This is a genomic window from Nonlabens dokdonensis DSW-6 (assembly GCF_000332115.1).
GTDB lineage: Bacteria > Bacteroidota > Bacteroidia > Flavobacteriales > Flavobacteriaceae > Nonlabens > Nonlabens dokdonensis.
On sequence record NC_020156.1, the window covers coordinates 2,345,500 to 2,365,035 of the forward strand.

Genomic DNA, 19,536 nt, shown 5'->3' on the forward strand with positions numbered 1-19,536 from the left:
AGCTAGAAAATTACTTTCTAGCTTTTTTTAGATCCTCTCATAAACATCATTTGATCGTTACGGGAGTAACATCAAGATAGCCATAAGAATCATAATAGCGTTTTCTATAAAAGTGGCTTCTGTCATTGGTAATTTAAGAGCAGTTCCTAAACACGCACATTGAATAGACTTCTTATCAAGTAATGTTTTAGTAACTCCTAAGGTCGTGATTCCCAAAATCACAAGAGTAGCAATTAACGCAATTTCTATTTCAAAACGCATCAAAAACATCAACCCTAGAGCCGTCTCGAGAAAAGGATACAGCCACCCATAAATAGGTAAAACCTTAGCCAGCGGATCGTACATTCTGAACGATTCGGGAAAACCTTTTAAATCCAACATTTTGAAAAAGCTGAATACGATGTAAAACATTCCCATAAAGTCCAGCATAGCTTCATCCCAATATTCACGCTGATAGTTCAATAAAATGGTGGCCACAACGATGTACCCCAGTATTAAAAACAATGGTTTTAACTGTTCTAGCTTAGATTTTTTAGGTTCCGCTTTCGCGAAAGCGGAATTATCAAAAACATTCTTTTTTTCTTGAATATCGTACTTGTCTGGCAACGCTTTTTGAAAGGTTTCTATTGCGATATGAGAGTTCATAGAAATCACCGCTTGCTCGTTTTCTAAAGTAACTGTTGCTTTCAAGACATCTGGAACTGCCTGAAGCCTTTTCTCCACATCAGTGCGACAACCGTTGCACGTCATTCCAGATATAGTATAAGTTTGTTTCATTAATTTTTAGGTAAATAAAGTTCTAGTTGATTCCCAAATACATTCTCACCAAAAATAGCATCTACATGTCCAGCGATTCCATCTTTAAAATCGGTTTTAAAATGCATATGTAGAAAGGTAGTATGATGTGTAAAAACAGCTTTATGCTTCTCTGAATAAAAGCCTATAATTTCTACTTCTTCATTCTCAAAAGTACCATGTGGTCCAGATTCTTGGTGTTTTTTATGATTATGCACCATGTCGCCATCTTTCCAATCGATCACATGCCATTTTAACAAAGAAGGTTTTCCTTTAATTAAAAATGGAAAAGGTTTTTCTACGTCCTTACCTTGCGCGATAGCTGCCGTTTTGATTTGCTTCTCTAGTTGTGAATTTGTGGTAAATTCATTTAATGATATCGCATCACTCCATTCAGGAACCTGAGCATAAACCAGTAAAGAAGCGTTATGATCATACGTAGGCGCTATTTTGACTTTATTAAACACTTCTTTTTTACTCACAAATGATGCGCCGTCAAAGATTTGAATTTCACCTTTAAGATTTTCTAATGCTCCTAATGCATAAAGATGAGGTAATGTCTGTAAAGAATCTAGAGACGCTGTCGCCTCTAGATTTCCTGACATAAGATTCATTAAAGCACCGCTATGGGATACTTCATGCTGTTTTACTTGATTATTTTGGCAAGAGAAGAGCACACTCAATGGTATTATATAAAGCAATAATTTCTTTTTCATATTATAAAGTAATTTATAATTAAACCTCCAGATAACCAGAAGAAGCATGCAAATGCAGTGTATTTCATAATCGATTCTAGGAGCTTGCTTTTCGGAGCCATTTCACTCATTGAATTTTCAATATTTTTCTTTTTAAAGAAACCTATATAAATTAGATACAATGAGAATAAAATAAAGGCCATATTTAAATAAAAGGTGTAATCCAATTTAAAGTATTCTTTATTCTTTACTATGACTTGAGATGGATCTGGTATTATTTCTAATAAATTAAATCCATAGTGTAAGAGTAGTGATGTCCCTATTAAAGCGGTAAATAATAAAAAGAGAATGAATAATGACATCTTCCACCCATAGTATTTTGCATTAATTCTCAATACTGGAAAAACTACAAGATCGCTAAATATAAAGGCCATGACGCCAGCAAAACTAACTCCTTTTCCAAAAAGTAATGCTGCTAATGGTATATTACCCATGGAGCCTATAAATGTAAGAAATGCAGCTATGGGTCCTATAATAACGTGTTGTAGAATTTCCCAAAAACTGAAATCTGTATTGCCTGAACCGCTATTTATAAAAAGTGTTTCAAAAAATGAATCAGGCACAAATGACGCAACAATTCCTGCAATAGTAAAGCCTACGGTGACATCTTTCCACACCATTTGCCATTCCATCTTGTATTTTTTTGACACTCGAGCCCAACTATCTTCATTTAGGATCTTTTCTTTCCAACTTTCAGAACCGTTCTTATTGTGATCACTGCTATCGTCATCTAAATTTTTTCGAGCCTTTTTGATTAATTTTTTTGGATTTATGAATCGAACTAGCGCCCAACTAATGAGTATCAATAGAACACCACCTACATATTCACCCACCACAAACTGCCAGCCTAAGAAAATTGAAATAATTATTCCTAATTCAATTACAAGGTTGGTGGAGGCTAGTAAAAAAGCTATAGAACTTATGAAACTGGCACCTTTTTTTAAAATAGATTTGGTAGAAGCTAGTGCAGAAAAACTACATGAACTACTTATAAACCCAAAAAATGTTCCAAGTAGGACTCCTTTAAATTCAGATCCACCCATAATTTTTTGCATCCTACTCTGAGTTACAAAAACTTGAATCATACTACTCAAAATATACCCTAGGATAAAAGCCCATAACGCCATCCAGAAAAACCCTAATGACGTATATGCAGCTTCACCCCAACTTTTTAAAAAAGTGTTCATTGTGATCAATTTTTCTTAATGATCGTGATCATCATGATGGTGATCTTCTTTTGTATTGCTTTTATCAACAGCTGTTGTATCACCTAATTTAAAAATTACAAGCTCACCTTTACGATAATTTGTAATTAACAACTGTTGGTCCATTACAATTACGTCGGTAGGCTTATGAATGTTAGTTTCAAGTATTTGCTTAACATTATAATCTAAACCAAAGACTACTATACGATTGTTTTCAAAATCGGTTAAGAATATCTCGTTGTCTGAAACAAAAATTCCAGTTGCGGCATTAAAATTATCATCTTGACCAAACTGTTCCAAAACTTTTCCAGATTTATCAAAAACTTGTCCTCGATTATTATACGCATCTGCAACATAAATTTTATCAGAGGTTATTTGCACATCAGTAGGATAATAAAAATCACCTAAAGCCTTACCTTCTTTACCAAAGCTTATCCATTCCTTACCATTATAATAAAGGATTCTGTTGGTATAGAAATCGGCAATAGCAATTTCATTTTTATATACACTTATTCCCGCAGGAGCGTCAAGCGAGTCATTAATTATAAGATAATCACGTTTATTATCTCTCATTACAGCAATGGAATCGCGTCCATACTCTGGAATAAAAAGCGCTCTTTCCTTGAGGATTGAGGTAGAAACCTTGTCGGTTATCTCCATATCTGCCTCGCCGAAATCAATATGCATAGGTCGTTCAAAATCTTCCATGGAAAATAGAATTTCTCCATCTAAGTTTACTTTAACGACGCGATTGTGATCACCATCACTTAAGAAAACATCATTTCCGTCGAGCGCGATACCTATAGGGTTAATACCATCAAGTTGAACTACTTTTTTAAATTGCCATTCTTGTGACACAGTCTCTTTCTCTTCACAAGAAATGATCCCGATAACTATCGGGATCAAGTATAAAAACTTCTTCATTATATCGCTCTTTTGTAGTGACAACATGCTGGTAAGGCATCATAGGTAGCATCGTCAGACTTTACCGTTGCGGTATCGTGTCCAGCATTTGCTACTGCTTTTGCTACTGCTTTTTTAGTCGTTAAACTTGTATCATGATCTAGAGTAAGCATACCGGTTTTCACGTCCCATGTAGCACTTGCTACTCCTGGTAAATCACTTACCGTTTTCTCGATACGTGCTTTACACATACCACATTTACCGTTTACATAAAGTTCTGAAGTCATTAGATTCTCTTGCTCTACCGCCGCGGTTTCTTTAGCGTTAGTTTCTACCGTACCATTTGCTCTTGTTATGGTAGCGAGATTAGGCGTGTAACCAGCTTTTTTAACTTGCTCAACAACTGCGTCCATAGTTAAGTTTTTACTCGCAGGATAGCTGAAAGAGAAATCCCCAGTTTCAATATCAATAGCTACATTTTTGATCCCTTTAAATTCTTTGAACTTTTTTTCTAATCCGTAGGCACAAAAAGGACATCCTAATCCATCCACTTGAACCTCAAATTGATCCATATCTTTATTTTTCTGTGCATCGGCTTTTACAATTGCAAATAATCCAATTACTATACTTAAAATTATTGTTACTTGTTTCATTTTGTCTTTAATAGTGCGCATTATATGCGCTGTTATTTTTATTTTTAAAAGGTGTATCTAGTTCCTAAAAACACGGAGTAATTCAAGGCACGATCAGCATCGATTTCTTGAACTAAAGGTAGTTGTACGGCAAGATCAAACGTAATGTTTTTAAGCGCGTATTGTACTCCTTGCGAATACAACAACTGGTACCAGTCACGTTCATGCAACCAGACACTATTATACTCAAAGTAAAGGTTGAGCTGTTTATTAGGATATTGCGGTTTTAAAAGCGGTAACCCAAAACCTAATTTAGCTCTAAACTCGTCAAGAGTTCCATTAGGCATTTCGTTATAACCTATTTCTCCAGAAATACCGTATTTGAGGGTTTCCAGTCCAGCTACTACACCGTAGTATCCAGCATATTTACCTGTAGATATATCCATTACATCAATCTCGTCTCCTGTGGGAAGAGTTAGCAGGGTTTTTGCCACCATACGGAATGTTTTACCAGTTCCATCTTTACGATAAAACTGATATTTCCCCATGATTTTAATATCGGCTAGACCACTGCCATCTACATCGCTTAGATTGTAGCTAGTATATGGAATATGTAAGGCTAATAGTATATTATTAGTAGGTAAATAGTGCAGCATGACAGGAGTGTAAACGATCGTTCCACGTTCTGTGTTTCTGATTTCAGTTAATGTTTTCATTGTGAAGCTTCCGCCTCCTAGCATGATAGGTTTATCTGCTGTTATGGGTGGTCCTTGTGAGTACGCTTTCGCGAAAGCGAAAACAATACCAACCACAGTAATTAAATATTTCATTGTTGTGTAAATTGAAGTTGCGCACTGTTTGCGCATATAATAATGATGTAATTGAACGCTTTAATAGCGTTGATACCGCGCAATTAATGCGCATAAAATCAATTTACTTAGATAAGAAAAGACTGGTGCAATACTGGTATGTCCCGTACGACCAGAGGTGGCGAGTAGGTTGTATAAGATGGGTCTTCTAAATGATTGCCAGAAAATAGAGAGACATAAGAATAAGTAAAGGCAATTAAAAATTGTTGCTGATCGATATCAAAATTAGAAAGAGACAGTTTTAAATCTTCCTGACCTTTTACTAATTCTACGATGTCATTACAACAGCTATTTTCAATGGATATTTTACAGAGGTCTTTAGGATTATTTGTTTCCATACCACACCCATGAGAAGGAACGATAACAGAAACATCTTTTAAAAACGGCCCGCAAAAATGTTTATGTACACTAAAAGATAGGGTAGAGCATAGCACAATTGCTGCCATGATCGTAATACCTATATTTTTTAACGCTTTAAACATATCGCAAAGATAAGAAACAGTTAGTACTTCATGTTTTTAAGGGTAAAATCTTAACATAAAATAGCAATCACAAATTTTAATCCACTTCTTCATTAGAGCCTAAATCTGGTCGGTCTTCATAGAAATCTTTGAAGGTCTTGTCTGTGGTGTAGTCGTCTTTGAGAACTTTGTAAACGGTTACTACTAGGAGCGCTTGTCCTGCAACAGTTAAATAAAATACCCAACTGAAGGATAGATTAATCGTTGCAAAAATAGTTACAGTAATTAATATTAAAGTGGTCATTGCAAGCCACTGCATGGCTGTAATTTTCATAGGAAATAATTTTTGTTTATAAATTTACTTAAAAAGTTAAACAAAAATACTAATGAAATCACAATATAAATTACCTTAGAACCATTGCATTACACTCTTGAACAGGCTGTGAAAGAAGGAATGGTTAAATTACAATCGAGCAATAAGTCTTAGGTTAAAAACTCGTGGTGTTAAACGCACAGGAACTGCATATTGAGCGCTAGAAGCTACGTCTCTTACCCAAAGATTTGAAATTTGATTTTGACGATCAAAGATGTTGAAAATTTGAGCTCCTATGGACAACTCTTCAAAATTTTCTAGCCAGCTGCCTGCTCTTGCTTTTTTCTTATCGTCCACAAGAACATACTGAATACCTAGGTCTGACCTGAAATAGTCTGATAATCTAAACTGAAAGTCATAAGGGTCTGCATAGCTAGGAGAGCCACCAGGCAATCCAGAGCTGTAAACCATATTGATGTAAGCTTTTAAATTAGGAATATTAGGAACATAATCCTGAAACAAGAAAGCAACTTTTAATCGTTGATCTGTAGGGCGTGCTATAAAACCACGATCATCAAGGTTTTCTTCTGTTCTTAAATAACCTAATGAAATCCAGCTTTCTGTACCTTTTATAAATTCTCCTGCGAGTCGCACATCGAGCCCATAGGCAAAGGCTTCGGCATTGTTATTTGCTCGATACCTAATTCTTACATTCTCTAAGGTATAGGTATTTACATCAGTTAAATCTTTGTAGTAAGCCTCACTAGTCAATTTAAACGGTCTTTTTTCACCATCTTTTGTGGTCCAGTTAAAACTCCAGTCGTTACCTAGCACAAAATGAACAGATTTCTGTGCCTTGACATCTGGTATAACCGTTCCTTGCTGGTTTCTCAACTCACGATAGAGTGGTGGCTGGTAATACAGTCCTGTGGAGAATCTAAAGAGCATATTAGTATTCTTCCAGTAAGGCTTTATCGCCACTTGTCCACGTGGTGAAAACACCGTTTGTGTGGTGCTTTGAATATCTTTTCCATCCACATTCCACGTGTGAGAACGCACACCTGCATTCCAGTACACTTCATGATCACCTAAATATCCACGACTGCTGTATTGAGCAAAAGCTTGCAATCTCGTTACTTGAACATCATTATCCGCTCTAGCAGATTCAAAGGATTCTAAAGGAGCAACATAAGAAAAATAAGGCTGGTCATTTGCAGGTACAGATGGTGGTCTTACATTAAAACCTGCGCTGTCTATAACCGTATATTCTCTCAAGCGATCTCGTATATCTTCTGAGTTAAACTTGATGCCCCAGTCCAACTGATCGTTTTCTTTTTTGTCTAGATTTAATTCTAAAGTTCCTTTATGTTCTAGACTTACAATTAATGCATCGAGATCATTACGACCATGGTCTAACTCACTTCCTATTCCACGAGTAAAATCAACTTCACCTAGATCATCACCACCTATATTTGTGTTAGGTCGTCCTATTCTATAACGTCCCAAAATATCAAAATGCTCCTGCTCTTTAGTGTGGTAAACGCTTGAAATGAATCTCAAATTCAATGCTTCATTTACATCGTAGCTCGCTTTTACAGCTCCAAAGTAGGTTTCATATTGATCGTCTTCTCCACCGTCGTAATTAATAATTAGTGCTTGTGCATCGTCTACGGTACCAAAGTTAGTTTGTGAGGTAAGTGGTTCAAATTCGTAACTGTTGATGGCAATATTTCCTAAGAAACTTAATTCAAATTTTGGACTTACTTCATAGGTTAAATAGGTTTGAGCATCTACAAATACTGGTCTTGTGATCGCCTCTGTCTCTCTAGAATTTACAAATAAACTGTTGTTTCTGTATCGCACACCTAGTATTCCTGTTGCGGCTTTCGCGAAAGCGGTACCTTCTACAAATGCGTTAACACCTAAAAAGCTTGCGTCTACTCCTGCGCCAAATTCTGTAGGACGACGGTAATTGATATCTAAAACAGAGCTCAATTTATCTCCATATTTAGATTGAAATCCACCAGCACTGAAATCAACACTGCGCACCAGATCTGAATTTACAATACTCAATCCTTCTTGCTGACCGCTGCGTATGAGAAATGGTCTATACACTTCGATTTCATTGATGTAAACTAGGTTTTCGTCAAAATTACCACCGCGCACGGTGTATTGAGTACTCAATTCATTGTTAGAAGAAACGCCAGGAAGTGATTTTAATAAATTCTCTACTCCAGGTTGGGCGCCAGGTATAGTCTTTATGACCGTAGGGCTGATATTAATAATTCCTGCAAACTCTCTTGTTTTAGTGTTGCTGATGTAAACCTCTACTATTTGCTCAATTACTGTACTTAAGACTGGATTAAATTCAAAAATGGCTCTACCGTCTAATTCAAAGTTTTGTCTCGCTGTTTTATAAGAAATGGAACTAAAAACAATAGTAATTTTTTGATTTGCTGGCACTACTAGTCTGTAAAATCCAGTGTCATCTGTTGCGGTTCCTATAGTTGTTCCAGCAACCTTTATACTCGCGTTAGGTATAGGTTGATTATTTTCATTTAAAATAATTCCTTGAATGACAGCATTTTGTGCGTGTAAGAATCCGGTTATAAGTAACGCGATGAAAAGTAAGAAGTTCTTCAAATTGTAGTATTAGCTTTTACGAAAAAATGTAGCTTCAAATGTAGTACTATTTCCTACGTTATCGGTAACGATTACTTTGAGCTCATTTTCTGTATCAGTAACGACTCCATCGTCAAAATCGTGTGTAAGTATTCCAGTTTTATAATCGTATTCCATTAAAATGAATTTACCGTTCACTGTTGCTCGATATGCATCAACTCCAGTATCAGCATCTGCTATTTTGAGTTTTAGTGTTTTATTTTTAGAAATCCACTGTTTGTTCTTGAAATTAATAGGTTTTATCGTAGGATCAACATCGTCTTTACTGATGGCATAAGTGCCTAATGTACGAGTGCTCGCGCTGAGAATGTTTCCTTTTCTTCTCGTATTGACATGATAAACCGCGCCCCAATCTGTCACGCGACCTATGTAGTATTGTTTTAAATTGTCGTCCTTTTTTGCACTGGCGTCGTAAGTTATGATCATATTCTTATGTAAAGGAACAATATCACTATGAACTTTTATAGTATCTGAGCTTTGCTGCAAATCCAAAAAGACACTTTCATACAAAGCTCCTTTAGGAATCATTAAAGTGTAAGGACCACTACTATTTCTATAAGTCATGTTATGGTCTACAAAGGTAAGCTGGTCGCCTTGATTAAGAACTATTGAGTCTGGTGCAGCATCGTTCTTAATACTCATATTAATTTGCACTTTATTTTCTTTATAGTCAGCTATTTCAATACGATATAAATGTGTTGTACCAGGATCAACTATCTGTAATACTCCATTATTCACATGGTCTTCATAAAGACTAAGCGGGCTATTATTAGGGATATAAAGTCTAGAAATACGACTTTTAGTTTTCTTGAAATGTTCATAATCGATCAATTGATTGATATGTCTGGATTCACTGAAAGCGTATCGATCAAAGGTCATTTCAAAGTTTTTAGTCCCGTTAAAAAAGCTAGCAATATGAAAAGTTCCATTTTGATTATTGGCACCGTTTTGTTGATCACTTGTATTCACGCCTATTCCTATGTCACCATAAGCACTAAATTCTTCTACTTTGAATTTCCCACCTTTTAAAGGGATAAGACGTAGTAACTGGGCTTCATGTTTACCGTTTATCGTGGAAGTTTTGCTTAGTGGAAATGCTTTAATTTGTTTTACCAGAGGTCTCTTAGTATCTGGGATTTCAATTCCCATCATCATAGGGTTTAAAGGTCTTGCAGCACTATCTCTTATTTCAAAATGTAAATGCGGTCCACCGCTACCACCAGAATTACCACTATAAGCAACCACCTCACCTTGATCGACTCTTAATTCTAGATCTGTAGGGTAGAGCTGGATGGAGTAACTTTCTTTTGCGTATTGTTTTTTCTTTAAATAAGCCTCTATGCGAGGGGAGAACTTTTTTAAATGGGCATAAACAGTCGTGTAGCCGTTAGGATGCGTAATGTAAAGCGCTTTCCCGTACCCATATCTTTCAATTTTTATACGGCTCACATAACCAGAAGCACTGGCATAAACTTTTGCACCTGTGCGCTGATTTGTTTTAATATCTAGACCACTGTGAAAATGATTAGACCTTAATTCTCCAAAAGTACCACTCAATTTCAAATCTATATCAAGCGGATTAACAAAGTAATCTTGAGGAAGATTTTTAATAGTTTGGCTTTCGCCAAAGCGAGAAATCAATAAAAAAAACGCCAGAAAACAAAATAAGTGTCTTATCATAGGATAAATATATAGAACTCGTTTGAACTTTTTGAATTTAAGCGAAAATTAAGGATTTTGTGATGTGTTGAAGTCATATTTTGCTTGCATAGCATCGTTACGGAAGTAAAATATGGCAAAGACATAGTGCAAAAAACGAATTTTTTAGCAAATTGAAAAAATTTAAAGGAGTTCATTATGTGAAAGTTATTTAAACGAATTAAATAAAGCTTTTCAAACTTTGTTCCATAAATATTTGAATTGTCACAAGGTAATCCTAGATTTGTAGTTACAGCATTTAATTAGTACGTATGCCTACATTATCTTCTCAGATTTCTGAAATAGAACTAAAGATCAAGACTTTAATATCTGAGAACAATAGATTAAAGGCTCAGATGAGTGATAAGGATCAACGCATTTTTGAACTTGAAAAAGAGAATAATGCGCTTATTACTGCGTTTAAGGAAAGTGAAGATAGAAATGTAGCGCTTAAAACAGCTAATGCGATGCTAGGTAGTGATGATTACAAAACAAAAACAAAGCTCAAAATAAATGCACTCATTAGAGAAATCGACCAGTGTATTGCACAATTGACTTAAAACAGTGGATAAACTTAAAATTAAAATATCAGTAGCTGATAGAGTTTATCCTCTTACTATCGATCCTTCTCGTGAAGAAGGTTTGCGTAAAGCAGCAAAAAGTATAGAAGCCATGATAAAGCAACTAGAACAAAGTTACGCGGTAAGAGATAAACAAGATCTTCTTGCCATGTGTGCTTTACAGTTTGCCGCAAAGTCTGAGCAAATAGTTATAGATGATAGTGCTGATGTAGAACAAGCTAGAGAACAATTACAGGTTCTTAATATGTTGCTAGATAAGCAATTGTCATAATCGTTCTTTAAATAAAAACAATTACTACCTACACTTGTTTCATTTTTTGGTGAACTCAACACATAATTCTTTAAAAAAGGTGAGTCGTGGTTGTAAAAGCAAGCCGAACGTATGAGTCGGATCCTTGATCAGCCAGTTAGCCTTAAACTTTATTTAAGGAGTTCATACAAAACCCAAACTCGTGTAGGTTTTTTTATATACAATAACCAATGGAATCAATGACAATTATAGCCGCAGTAGTGGCGCTCATAATAGGTCTAGCAATAGGCTTTTTTATAGCAAAATCAATAGTAGAAAAAGGAAAAGCGTCCAGCCTTATTGCAAACGCAAAGAAAGAAGCAGAGAGCATTCTCAAAGAAGCCGAAGTCAAAGGAGATAAAATTACCAGCGAGAAGCTTTATAGAGGTAAGGAAAAGTTTATGGATCTTAAATCTAAGCATGAGAAAGAAATCATGGCTAGAGAACAAAAAATGAAAGATTCTGAGAAACGAACAAAAGATAAAGAATCTGCTGTATCTAATGAGCTTTCAAAAAACAAAAAATTATCGCAATCTTTAGAGAGCAAACTTAAAGACGTAGAAGGGAAAAGAGAATCTGTCTACAAACGTATGGAAGAAGTGGACAAGCTACATGAATCCCAAGTAAAACAGCTTGAAGTCATAAGTGGTATGTCTGGTGAAGATGCAAAAAAGCAACTGGTAGAATCTTTAAAAGATAAAGCCAAAACAGAGGCAATGGGAATTATTCAAACGACCATTGAAGAAGCAAAACTTACAGCCCAACAAGAAGCCCGCAAAGTAATTATCAATACGATCCAGCGTATAGGAACAGAAGAAGCAGTAGAAAACTGTGTATCTGTATTTAATCTAGAAAGCGATGATGTTAAAGGTAGAATTATAGGTCGTGAAGGACGTAATATTAGGGCTATTGAAGCTGCCACAGGCGTAGAGATTATTGTGGACGATACTCCAGATGCAATTATTCTTTCTTGTTTTGATAGTGTGCGTAGAGAAGTAGCGCGTTTATCATTACATAAATTAGTTACTGACGGTCGTATTCACCCAGCACGTATTGAAGAAGTTGTAGCCAAAACTAGAAAGCAAATCGATCAAGAAATTGCAGAGGTAGGAAAGCGCACTGTTATCGATTTAGGAATTCATGGTTTACATCCAGAATTGATTAAAATGGTAGGTCGTATGAAATACCGTTCTTCTTATGGACAGAATTTATTACAGCACAGTAGAGAAGTAGCAAAGCTTTGTGGAACAATGGCTTCTGAGTTAGGACTTAATCCTAAGTTAGCAAAAAGGGCAGGACTACTCCACGATATTGGTAAAGTACCAGAAACGGAAGATGAAACGCCGCACGCAATACTAGGTATGAAGCTGGCTGAAAAGCACGGTGAAAAACCAGAAGTATGTAATGCAATAGGAGCACACCACGACGAGATAGAAATGACCTCTTTACTATCTCCTATCATACAGGTTTGTGATGCGATAAGCGGTGCACGTCCAGGAGCAAGAAGACAAGTACTCGATTCATATATTCAGCGATTAAAAGATTTAGAAGATATCGCTTTTGGATTTAAAGGAGTAGAAAAGGCATATGCGATACAAGCAGGTCGTGAGTTGCGTGTCATGGTAGAAAGTGAAAAGATTAATGATGATCGTGCTGCACAATTATCATTTGAGATTTCACAAAAAATACAAACAGATATGACCTATCCTGGTCAAGTGAAAGTTACCGTAATTAGAGAAACACGAGCGGTTAATATTGCTAAGTAATAGCATCCTAAATACAATTTACAAACGCTCCTTTAAACATTTTGTTTAAGGGAGTTTTTCTTTTACGCAATTTTTAGTAAAAGAAATACAACCTGCTTTGCTATTACATTTACTAGCGATTAGGATTAAATAATTTTAGTTTTAATAATTATCTTTCTGTTTTTTATAGAGTTAGCTTTCGCGAAAGCGAATAAAGCAATAACTTTACCTAACCTTATCATTTCCCCCTTAATAAAACAATTAAATATTTTATTATGAGAATGCTCTACGTATTAATGCTATTTACTGCTATTTCAAATGCGCAGTTTTACGGTCCAGATGATTTTAGGATAAGTGATGCTGGTGGTTTTGGGAACAACCTTATAGCGGTTGATTTTCCAGACATGGCTTATAATCCAGTAACACAAAACTATCTAGTAGTATGGGAAAGTGATGATACTGATCAAATAGGCGTTGTTGATAATAATACACAAATCGTAGGTCGTTTTGTTGACTTAAATGGAGTTATTCTAGGAAACGATTTCCTGATATCTTCACTTAATTTAGGAGATAATATGCTTACAAATACCAGACCTAGAGTAGCTTATAATTCAGTTGATAATAACTTTATGGTTGTTTACGAAGCAGAATTTATGATTGATAGAAGAGAAATATTTGGTGTCATTGTAGACGCAAATGGAGTGATCACTACGCCTGATTTTAGAATAACAAGCACTAGTAATGCCATCAACCCTACAATAAAATCTAGAACTCCTGCTATATCTTATAATCCAGTGCTTAATGAGTATTTTATGGTTTATGTCTATGTTATAGAATCAACTCCTACAATGCCAGGAACTGTAGAAATAGAAGGGCAAAGAATATCTTCTAACGGAGCATTGTTAGGTTCTACTATTTTCATTACAGATTCCAGTACCGGTGCCCAGACTAATAGTTCCATTCCAGATGTAATTTTTAATTCTCAAACTAATGAATATGTAGTTACTTATTCTGCATCACCGTTACCCTTGGAAGAAGAGGCTTATGTTACAATAGTTAGTCAGAATGGTACTGTAGGGATCGCAACACAAATAAGTAATAGAGGTTCTATAAGTAATGTTGCTTTTGGTGCTATAATGGTTAGAGCCGCTTGGGATCAAATTAATAATCAATATTTATTTGTTTATGAATCACCTAACAACTCTGCAAATGAATTTGATGTATTTGGAGTTATATATGATAATACGATGAATGTAGTTGTGCCAGAGTTTGAGATAAGTATGGTGGCAGGCAGTAGTACTACAAACGATGCCGTGACACCAGATGTGGAATGGTTGCCTGGAGATAATAATTATTATGTCGTTTTTAGAGCAAATCCATTTTTTACTAATAGGAATGAAGTAGAAATATTTATGCGGTCTGTTTCCAATACTGGAACTGTAGGAACGAATTTATTGAGAGTGTCTTCTGCACCGGTAGATGAAGCGGGAAGTGCTCGTTTTCCTAGAATATTAAGTAATGGAAATAGTGCATTATTAACAGTATATGCTGCCGAGGATACATCACCAGCGAGTATGATGGTAGATCGTGAATATGAAATTTATGGTCAATTTTATGGAAGCCCAACTTTAAGCGTAGCAAGTAATAATGATCAAGTGCTTTCTGTTTTTCCTAATCCGGTTGCAAATACACTTGCTATTGATAGTAATAGTGAAACACTTTTATCCTATTCTATTTGCAACGTAATGGGGAAAGAAGTTATCGCTGCTGAAACAGATGTTTCTGGTATACAAATTATTGACCTTTCGAAGCTCTCGGCTGGACTGTACTTTTTAAATGTTACAACTGATTCTCGTACTGAAGTTCACAAGATTTTGAAGAAATAAAAAACTCTAATTGGCTTTAACCGATTAGAGTTTTCATGTTTTATCAATTTAAAGACCTATGATCTACTCATCATAAATATTGTCATAGCCTTTCTCAGGCACTTCAAAGAACTTTCCTGTAACATAGCGGTAATGTTGATCCATTTCTGCTAGTTGTTTTAAGTCTTCTTTATCAAAGTTTACTCCAGCAGCAGCGAGATTTTCTTTGATACGGCCTTCATTAGTGGATTTAGGTATAACAGCTGTTCCTCTTTGTGCACTCCAGTTTATGAGCACTTGTCCTGGGCTCGCATTATGCTTTGATGCGATAGATTTAATCGTTTCATTCTCCAGCATGTTAGGTTCATTATCCTGTTTCATACCATCACTGCGATCACCGCTTCCTAATGGCGAGTAACCAGTCATATGGATTCCTTTATTAGAACAATATTCAAATAATTCATTTTGTTGCAATAAAGGATGTAATTCTACCTGATTCATTTCTGGAGTAACATCCGTTTTAGAAAGTAAATCGTCTAGTTTCTTAGTAGAAAAGTTAGAAACACCTATGTGTTTTGCCTTTCCAGATTTTTGAAGATCTATCATAGCACTCCATGTTTCATGTATAGGAGCTTCTTTAGGAGATAGATAATCTTCAGGCTTTTCTGGATTTTGTACGTCTGGTTTAAAAGCAACCGGCCAGTGTACTAAATAAAGGTCTAAATAATCCAGTTGCAAATCATTTAAGGTTTTCTCTAGTGCTGGCGCTACGTCCTCTTTTAAATGGGCGTTGTTCCATAATTTTGAGGTAATCCATACCTCTTCTCTCTTGATTTCTCCTTTAGAGAATACTTCATTAAAGGCTTCTCCTATTTCTTTCTCATTGCCATAGATTGCTGCACAATCGATGTGTTTATATCCTGCTTCTAATGCGGTAATGATTGCTTTTTTAACTTCTCCAGGTTTTGATTTCCACGTTCCTAAACCTATAGCGTCCATCTTGTCGCCATTTCTAAATTCTAAAGTCTTCATAAGTATCGTTTTGTTTTTTATAAAGTTAGCTTTCGCGAAAGCGGAATCCAAAAAATGTTCTTTACTTTATTAAAACTTTAGTAGAACCAAGGTGTTTATTAAAAGATAGGCTTAAAAAAAGGGTTAGTAACGACTTAAGCTCTAGGATGATGCTCGTTAATAACCTTAGCAAGGTGTACTCGGTCTACGTGCATATAGATCTCAGTCGTGGTGATGCTTTCATGTCCCAGCATCATTTGTATGGAACGTAAATCGGCTCCATTTTCAAGCAAATGCGTGGCAAAACTATGTCTAAAAGTATGCGGGCTAATTGTCTTCTCTATACCAGCTTTGATAGCTTGCTGTTTAATAATATGAAAGATCATCGCTCTAGTAAGTCCAGCGCCTCTTCTGTTTAAAAAAAGGGTGTCCGTATGATCTGACTTAACGGGAATATGAACGCGTACTTCATTTTTGTAAGTATTTATAATTTTCATAGTGTAGGAACCTATAGGCACAAATCGTTGTTTATCGCCTTTTCCTGTTACTTTTAAAAATCCTTCATCAAAGAATAAGTCGCTTATTTTAAGAGTAATCAACTCGCTCACGCGCAGCCCGCAAGCGTAAAGTGTCTCAAGTATGACACGATTGCGCTCTCCTTCTAGAGTAGATCGATCGATGCTATTGATGAGTGCATCTATTTCTTTGGTGCTTAATGTATCTGGAAGTTTACGACCTATTTTAGGAGTTTCTATCAATTCCATAGGTTGATCTTCTCTATAGCGTTCTAAAATAAGAAATTCAAAAAACGCTTTAAGACTGCTTATAGAACGCGCTTGTGATCGAGGTTGCACTGATTTTGCAAGGGCATAAATGTAAGAACGCAAGGTGTCTTGATTAACAATGGAAGGAGATTCTTCAATTTTATTTTCTTCAAGCCAGTAAATCAATTTATTGAGGTCTCTTTTGTATGCTTTAATGGTATTTAAAGAAAGACCTCTTTCTAATTGCATGTAGATACCAAAATCTTTTACGGCTTGCTTCCAGTTCATAGGGTAAAGGTAGAATATTAAGCTTAATCAAGGATTAAGAACAAGTAAATCCTTATGAATTCTAGTAGCAATAAATTGTAGGATAAAATGTACGTTATACATTTAATTTCACAGGATCTTAACATTTATGATCGTTTCTAACATTAGATTTGATTAAAATAACTAACAAAAAACTAAAATGAAAAAACTTTTATTAGCTGCTATAGCTATAGCAACAATGGGTATTACTAATGCTCAAACGGAGAAAGGAAAATGGACTTTCGGTGGGAGCACAACCGCTTCATTTGCTTCCAATACTTTTACACCAGAATTTAACGGTACCGAAGGAGAGGAGTCGACTATATCTGAATTTACATTTACGCCAAATGCAGGTTATTTTGTAATGGATAATCTTGCAGTAGGGATCGATTTATCTTACACTTCTTCTAAAGAGGAACAAAATGGTTTTGATTTTACAACAAATACTATTGCGCTTCTACCTAATGCGACCTACTTTTTTGAAGCTGGAGATAATTTTAAGCCATTTGTGTCAGCAGGTGCTGGTTTAATTAGTTCAAGCTTTGGTGATGATGATTCAGATAAATTTAGTGGTTTTGCATTTACTGGTGAGGCTGGTGTTGCATATTTTATCAATAGTAACGTATCATTAGATTTTATGGTTAGATATCTTAATGCCACTCTTTCAAACAAAGAGAATGATGATTTTAAGAATAAAAACTCAGCCTTGGGTGTAGGAATCGGTTTTTCTATATTCTTATAAATAGTGAAACAAACTGTATTAAAAGAATCGTTTATCTAGGTAAACGATTTTTTTGTGATTGCAAGTTTGCTGTAATTTGCAGGTTTAATATGATTTTTATTTTCGACAGGAATTTTTATTTTTTTGATTTAAAAACAAATTCTCCAATGCCTAAAGGGCGATAGGATTGATGTTTTTGCTCGTAAAGTAAATGACTTTTTATTTAAAATAAAATGCAAACTTCTTATTTCAACGTAGTTTTAAACTTGCATATTTACATTATTAATAATAAATTTTAAACATGATGAAACAATTATTGCTAGTCGCTATAGTACTTTTAAGCATATCAACTTCAAATGCACAAGAAATAAAACTGGGTGCTAAAGCAGGAGTGAATCTTTCTACAATAGAAGGAGATTTTACACAAAACATAGAAAGTTATACCGGTTTCCATCTGGGTGGCTTTGCGGAAGTTGTTATTTCAGAAAAATTTTCATTTCAGCCTGAATTATTGTTTTCAGCTCAAGGTTATAATGAAAGTTCCTTCGATTCTGGTTTTAATTTTTCTAGAGACTATAAAGCTGAAGTGCGAGCAAACTATCTAAATATGCCTCTTATGGCAAAGTATTATGTTACTGATGGGCTGAGTATAGAAGCTGGGCCATATGTGGGCGTTTTATTATCATCTAATATTGAGGGTAGGTTGAATCAAACATTTGATGGTGAAACAGAAATTACTTTGATTAACGAGGATTATAGCGATGAGTTAAACACTATAGATTATGGAGTAGGAGCTGGAGTAAGTTATAAAATGAGTAATGGGATAAATTTTTCAGCCAGATACAACCTAGGGTTGTCTAATACCGAAGGTCGTTTTGAAGACCAGATCAAACAACAAAATCAAGTTATTCAAATTTCAGTGGGTTATTTCTTTAACTAGTTTATGTATCAAGTCTTTTATTAAATCTTAAAAGCAGCTTCTATTCATTTGGAAGCTGTTTTTTATTTAGTATCTCGCTTTCGCGAAAGCGGAATTACTAATATCTTTACTTTATGAAAATATTGATTTTAAACGGTCCTAATTTGAACCTTTTAGGCACTCGAGAACCTGAGATTTATGGTTCAAAAACTTTTGAGGAGTATTTTTCTCAGTTACAATTCCAATTTCAAAAAATGGAATTGGGTTATTTTCAATCTAATAGTGAAGGAGACCTCATCGATAAGCTCCATTCTTCAAAAGAAGAAGGTTTTGACGCTGTGGTTTTTAATGCTGGTGCTTACACACATACTTCTATTGCAATAGGAGATGCTGTGGCTGGGATTTCTACACCAGTGATAGAAGTTCATATTTCAAATGTGATGAATCGTGAAGAATTTAGACATGTATCGTATATTTCTAAGCACGCAGTCGGTGTTATAAGTGGTTTTGGACTTAAGAGCTATGAGCTGGCTTTAAATTCTTTACACTAAATACACTGAACAAATTAAAATCAAAAAAGCTCGTTAAGATGATTCTTAACGAGCTTTCTTAAAAAATAAATAAATTACAGTCCAGGGTAATTACCTGTAAGTATATCTATTAAATCAACTAATGCCCAGATACCAAGACCTCCAAAAGTAAGAATAAACAAAATATTCCAACCTATAGGACTTTTTAAGAACCAGCGGTGAGCTGCAAATGGCCATAGAAAGACAAATAAAAGTGTTGCAATAGTTTGATCTTCTGACCACACAACCGCTGCTGGAGTTGTTAATGATGTTGAAGTTTCCTCCATAGTGGTGCCATTCTCAAGTTGTACAACCTTAGTAGTTACTTGTCTCTCGACTGGAAAAGATGCGTAAGCAAAAGTGCTTACCATCATAAAAAGGCTCATAAGAGCTAAAGTTACTTTTGTTTTCATAAGTAATATTTTAGTTAGTTATATTTACTCAAATATAAAT

20 protein-coding genes and 1 other RNA gene are annotated in these 19,536 nt (G+C 35.2%); 8 read left to right on the forward strand and 13 right to left on the reverse strand.

The window, feature by feature from the left end:
• Positions 1–57 precede the first annotated feature (57 nt).
• The 10 genes from DDD_RS10180 to DDD_RS10225 all read right to left on the reverse strand — a co-directional run bounded on the left by DDD_RS10180 (position 58) and on the right by DDD_RS10225 (position 10,295).
• Positions 58–777 carry a heavy metal translocating P-type ATPase gene (locus tag DDD_RS10180; RefSeq protein ID WP_015362757.1) on the reverse strand — a complete coding sequence of 240 codons (720 nt, stop codon included), beginning with the start codon at positions 775–777 and terminating at the stop codon, positions 58–60.
• A complete protein-coding gene (locus DDD_RS10185) occupies positions 777–1,511 on the reverse strand; it encodes an acetolactate decarboxylase (RefSeq protein ID WP_015362758.1) in 735 nt (244 codons plus the stop codon). The genes DDD_RS10180 and DDD_RS10185 overlap by 1 nt, the downstream gene beginning before the upstream one ends.
• Positions 1,508–2,737 (reverse strand): permease, encoded by a 1,230-nt coding sequence (locus DDD_RS10190; protein WP_015362759.1) that lies wholly within the window; start codon positions 2,735–2,737, stop codon positions 1,508–1,510. The genes DDD_RS10185 and DDD_RS10190 overlap by 4 nt, the downstream gene beginning before the upstream one ends.
• Before the next feature lie 15 nt (positions 2,738–2,752).
• Positions 2,753–3,679 carry an NHL repeat-containing protein gene (locus tag DDD_RS10195; protein WP_015362760.1) on the reverse strand — a complete coding sequence of 309 codons (927 nt, stop codon included), beginning with the start codon at positions 3,677–3,679 and terminating at the stop codon, positions 2,753–2,755.
• Positions 3,679–4,311, reverse strand: a complete 633-nt coding sequence (locus DDD_RS10200; RefSeq protein ID WP_041567412.1) for a heavy-metal-associated domain-containing protein — start codon at positions 4,309–4,311, stop codon at positions 3,679–3,681. Before DDD_RS10200 ends, DDD_RS10195 begins: the two co-directional genes overlap by 1 nt.
• 44 nt (positions 4,312–4,355) lie before the next feature.
• The gene (locus DDD_RS10205) at positions 4,356–5,120 is read right to left on the reverse strand and encodes a hypothetical protein (protein WP_041567087.1); all 765 of its coding nucleotides are present in this window, start codon (positions 5,118–5,120) and stop codon (positions 4,356–4,358) included.
• Between the two features lie 107 nt (positions 5,121–5,227).
• Positions 5,228–5,641, reverse strand: coding sequence for an HYC_CC_PP family protein (locus tag DDD_RS10210; protein WP_015362763.1), 414 nt, complete (start codon positions 5,639–5,641; stop codon positions 5,228–5,230).
• A gap of 76 nt (positions 5,642–5,717) precedes the next feature.
• Positions 5,718–5,954, reverse strand: coding sequence for a hypothetical protein (locus DDD_RS10215; RefSeq protein ID WP_015362764.1), 237 nt, complete (start codon positions 5,952–5,954; stop codon positions 5,718–5,720).
• 129 nt (positions 5,955–6,083) lie between these two features.
• A complete protein-coding gene (locus tag DDD_RS10220; RefSeq protein ID WP_015362765.1) occupies positions 6,084–8,576 on the reverse strand; it encodes a TonB-dependent receptor in 2,493 nt (830 codons plus the stop codon).
• Positions 8,577–8,585: 9 nt separating this feature from the next.
• Positions 8,586–10,295, reverse strand: coding sequence for a M23 family metallopeptidase (locus DDD_RS10225; RefSeq protein ID WP_041567088.1), 1,710 nt, complete (start codon positions 10,293–10,295; stop codon positions 8,586–8,588).
• Positions 10,296–10,585: 290 nt separating this feature from the next.
• On the opposite strand from DDD_RS10225, the gene DDD_RS10230 reads away from it, so the two are divergent.
• The 5 genes from DDD_RS10230 to DDD_RS10245 all read left to right on the forward strand — a co-directional run bounded on the left by DDD_RS10230 (position 10,586) and on the right by DDD_RS10245 (position 14,814).
• Entirely contained in the window at positions 10,586–10,873 is a 288-nt protein-coding gene (locus DDD_RS10230; RefSeq protein WP_015362767.1) for a hypothetical protein, read from the forward strand.
• 4 nt (positions 10,874–10,877) lie between these two features.
• A complete protein-coding gene (locus DDD_RS10235; protein WP_015362768.1) occupies positions 10,878–11,165 on the forward strand; it encodes a cell division protein ZapA in 288 nt (95 codons plus the stop codon).
• A 53-nt stretch (positions 11,166–11,218) separates the two neighbouring features.
• Positions 11,219–11,329: non-coding RNA, 6S RNA (gene ssrS / locus DDD_RS17705), on the forward strand.
• A gap of 45 nt (positions 11,330–11,374) precedes the next feature.
• Positions 11,375–12,949 (forward strand): ribonuclease Y, encoded by a 1,575-nt coding sequence (gene rny, locus DDD_RS10240; protein WP_174270038.1) that lies wholly within the window; start codon positions 11,375–11,377, stop codon positions 12,947–12,949.
• Between the two features lie 260 nt (positions 12,950–13,209).
• Positions 13,210–14,814, forward strand: a complete 1,605-nt coding sequence (locus tag DDD_RS10245) for a T9SS type A sorting domain-containing protein (protein ID WP_236613372.1) — start codon at positions 13,210–13,212, stop codon at positions 14,812–14,814.
• A gap of 63 nt (positions 14,815–14,877) precedes the next feature.
• On the opposite strand, the gene DDD_RS10250 is transcribed toward DDD_RS10245, so the two are convergent.
• Positions 14,878–15,825 (reverse strand): aldo/keto reductase, encoded by a 948-nt coding sequence (locus DDD_RS10250; protein ID WP_041567089.1) that lies wholly within the window; start codon positions 15,823–15,825, stop codon positions 14,878–14,880.
• Positions 15,826–15,959: 134 nt separating this feature from the next.
• Entirely contained in the window at positions 15,960–16,856 is an 897-nt protein-coding gene (gene xerD / locus DDD_RS10255; protein WP_015362772.1) for a site-specific tyrosine recombinase XerD, read from the reverse strand.
• A 178-nt stretch (positions 16,857–17,034) separates the two neighbouring features.
• Between xerD and DDD_RS10260 the strand changes: the two genes are divergently transcribed.
• The 3 genes from DDD_RS10260 to aroQ all read left to right on the forward strand — a co-directional run bounded on the left by DDD_RS10260 (position 17,035) and on the right by aroQ (position 19,065).
• A complete protein-coding gene (locus DDD_RS10260; RefSeq protein ID WP_015362773.1) occupies positions 17,035–17,616 on the forward strand; it encodes an outer membrane protein in 582 nt (193 codons plus the stop codon).
• 280 nt (positions 17,617–17,896) lie between these two features.
• A complete protein-coding gene (locus DDD_RS10265; protein WP_015362774.1) occupies positions 17,897–18,535 on the forward strand; it encodes a porin family protein in 639 nt (212 codons plus the stop codon).
• Positions 18,536–18,648: 113 nt separating this feature from the next.
• Positions 18,649–19,065: a type II 3-dehydroquinate dehydratase gene (aroQ, locus tag DDD_RS10270; RefSeq protein ID WP_015362775.1), complete on the forward strand. Its 417-nt coding sequence runs from the start codon at positions 18,649–18,651 to the stop codon at positions 19,063–19,065.
• Between the two features lie 74 nt (positions 19,066–19,139).
• Here aroQ and DDD_RS10275 read toward each other — a convergent pair whose 3' ends face one another.
• Positions 19,140–19,496, reverse strand: coding sequence for a TM2 domain-containing protein (locus DDD_RS10275; protein WP_015362776.1), 357 nt, complete (start codon positions 19,494–19,496; stop codon positions 19,140–19,142).
• Positions 19,497–19,536 lie beyond the last annotated feature (40 nt).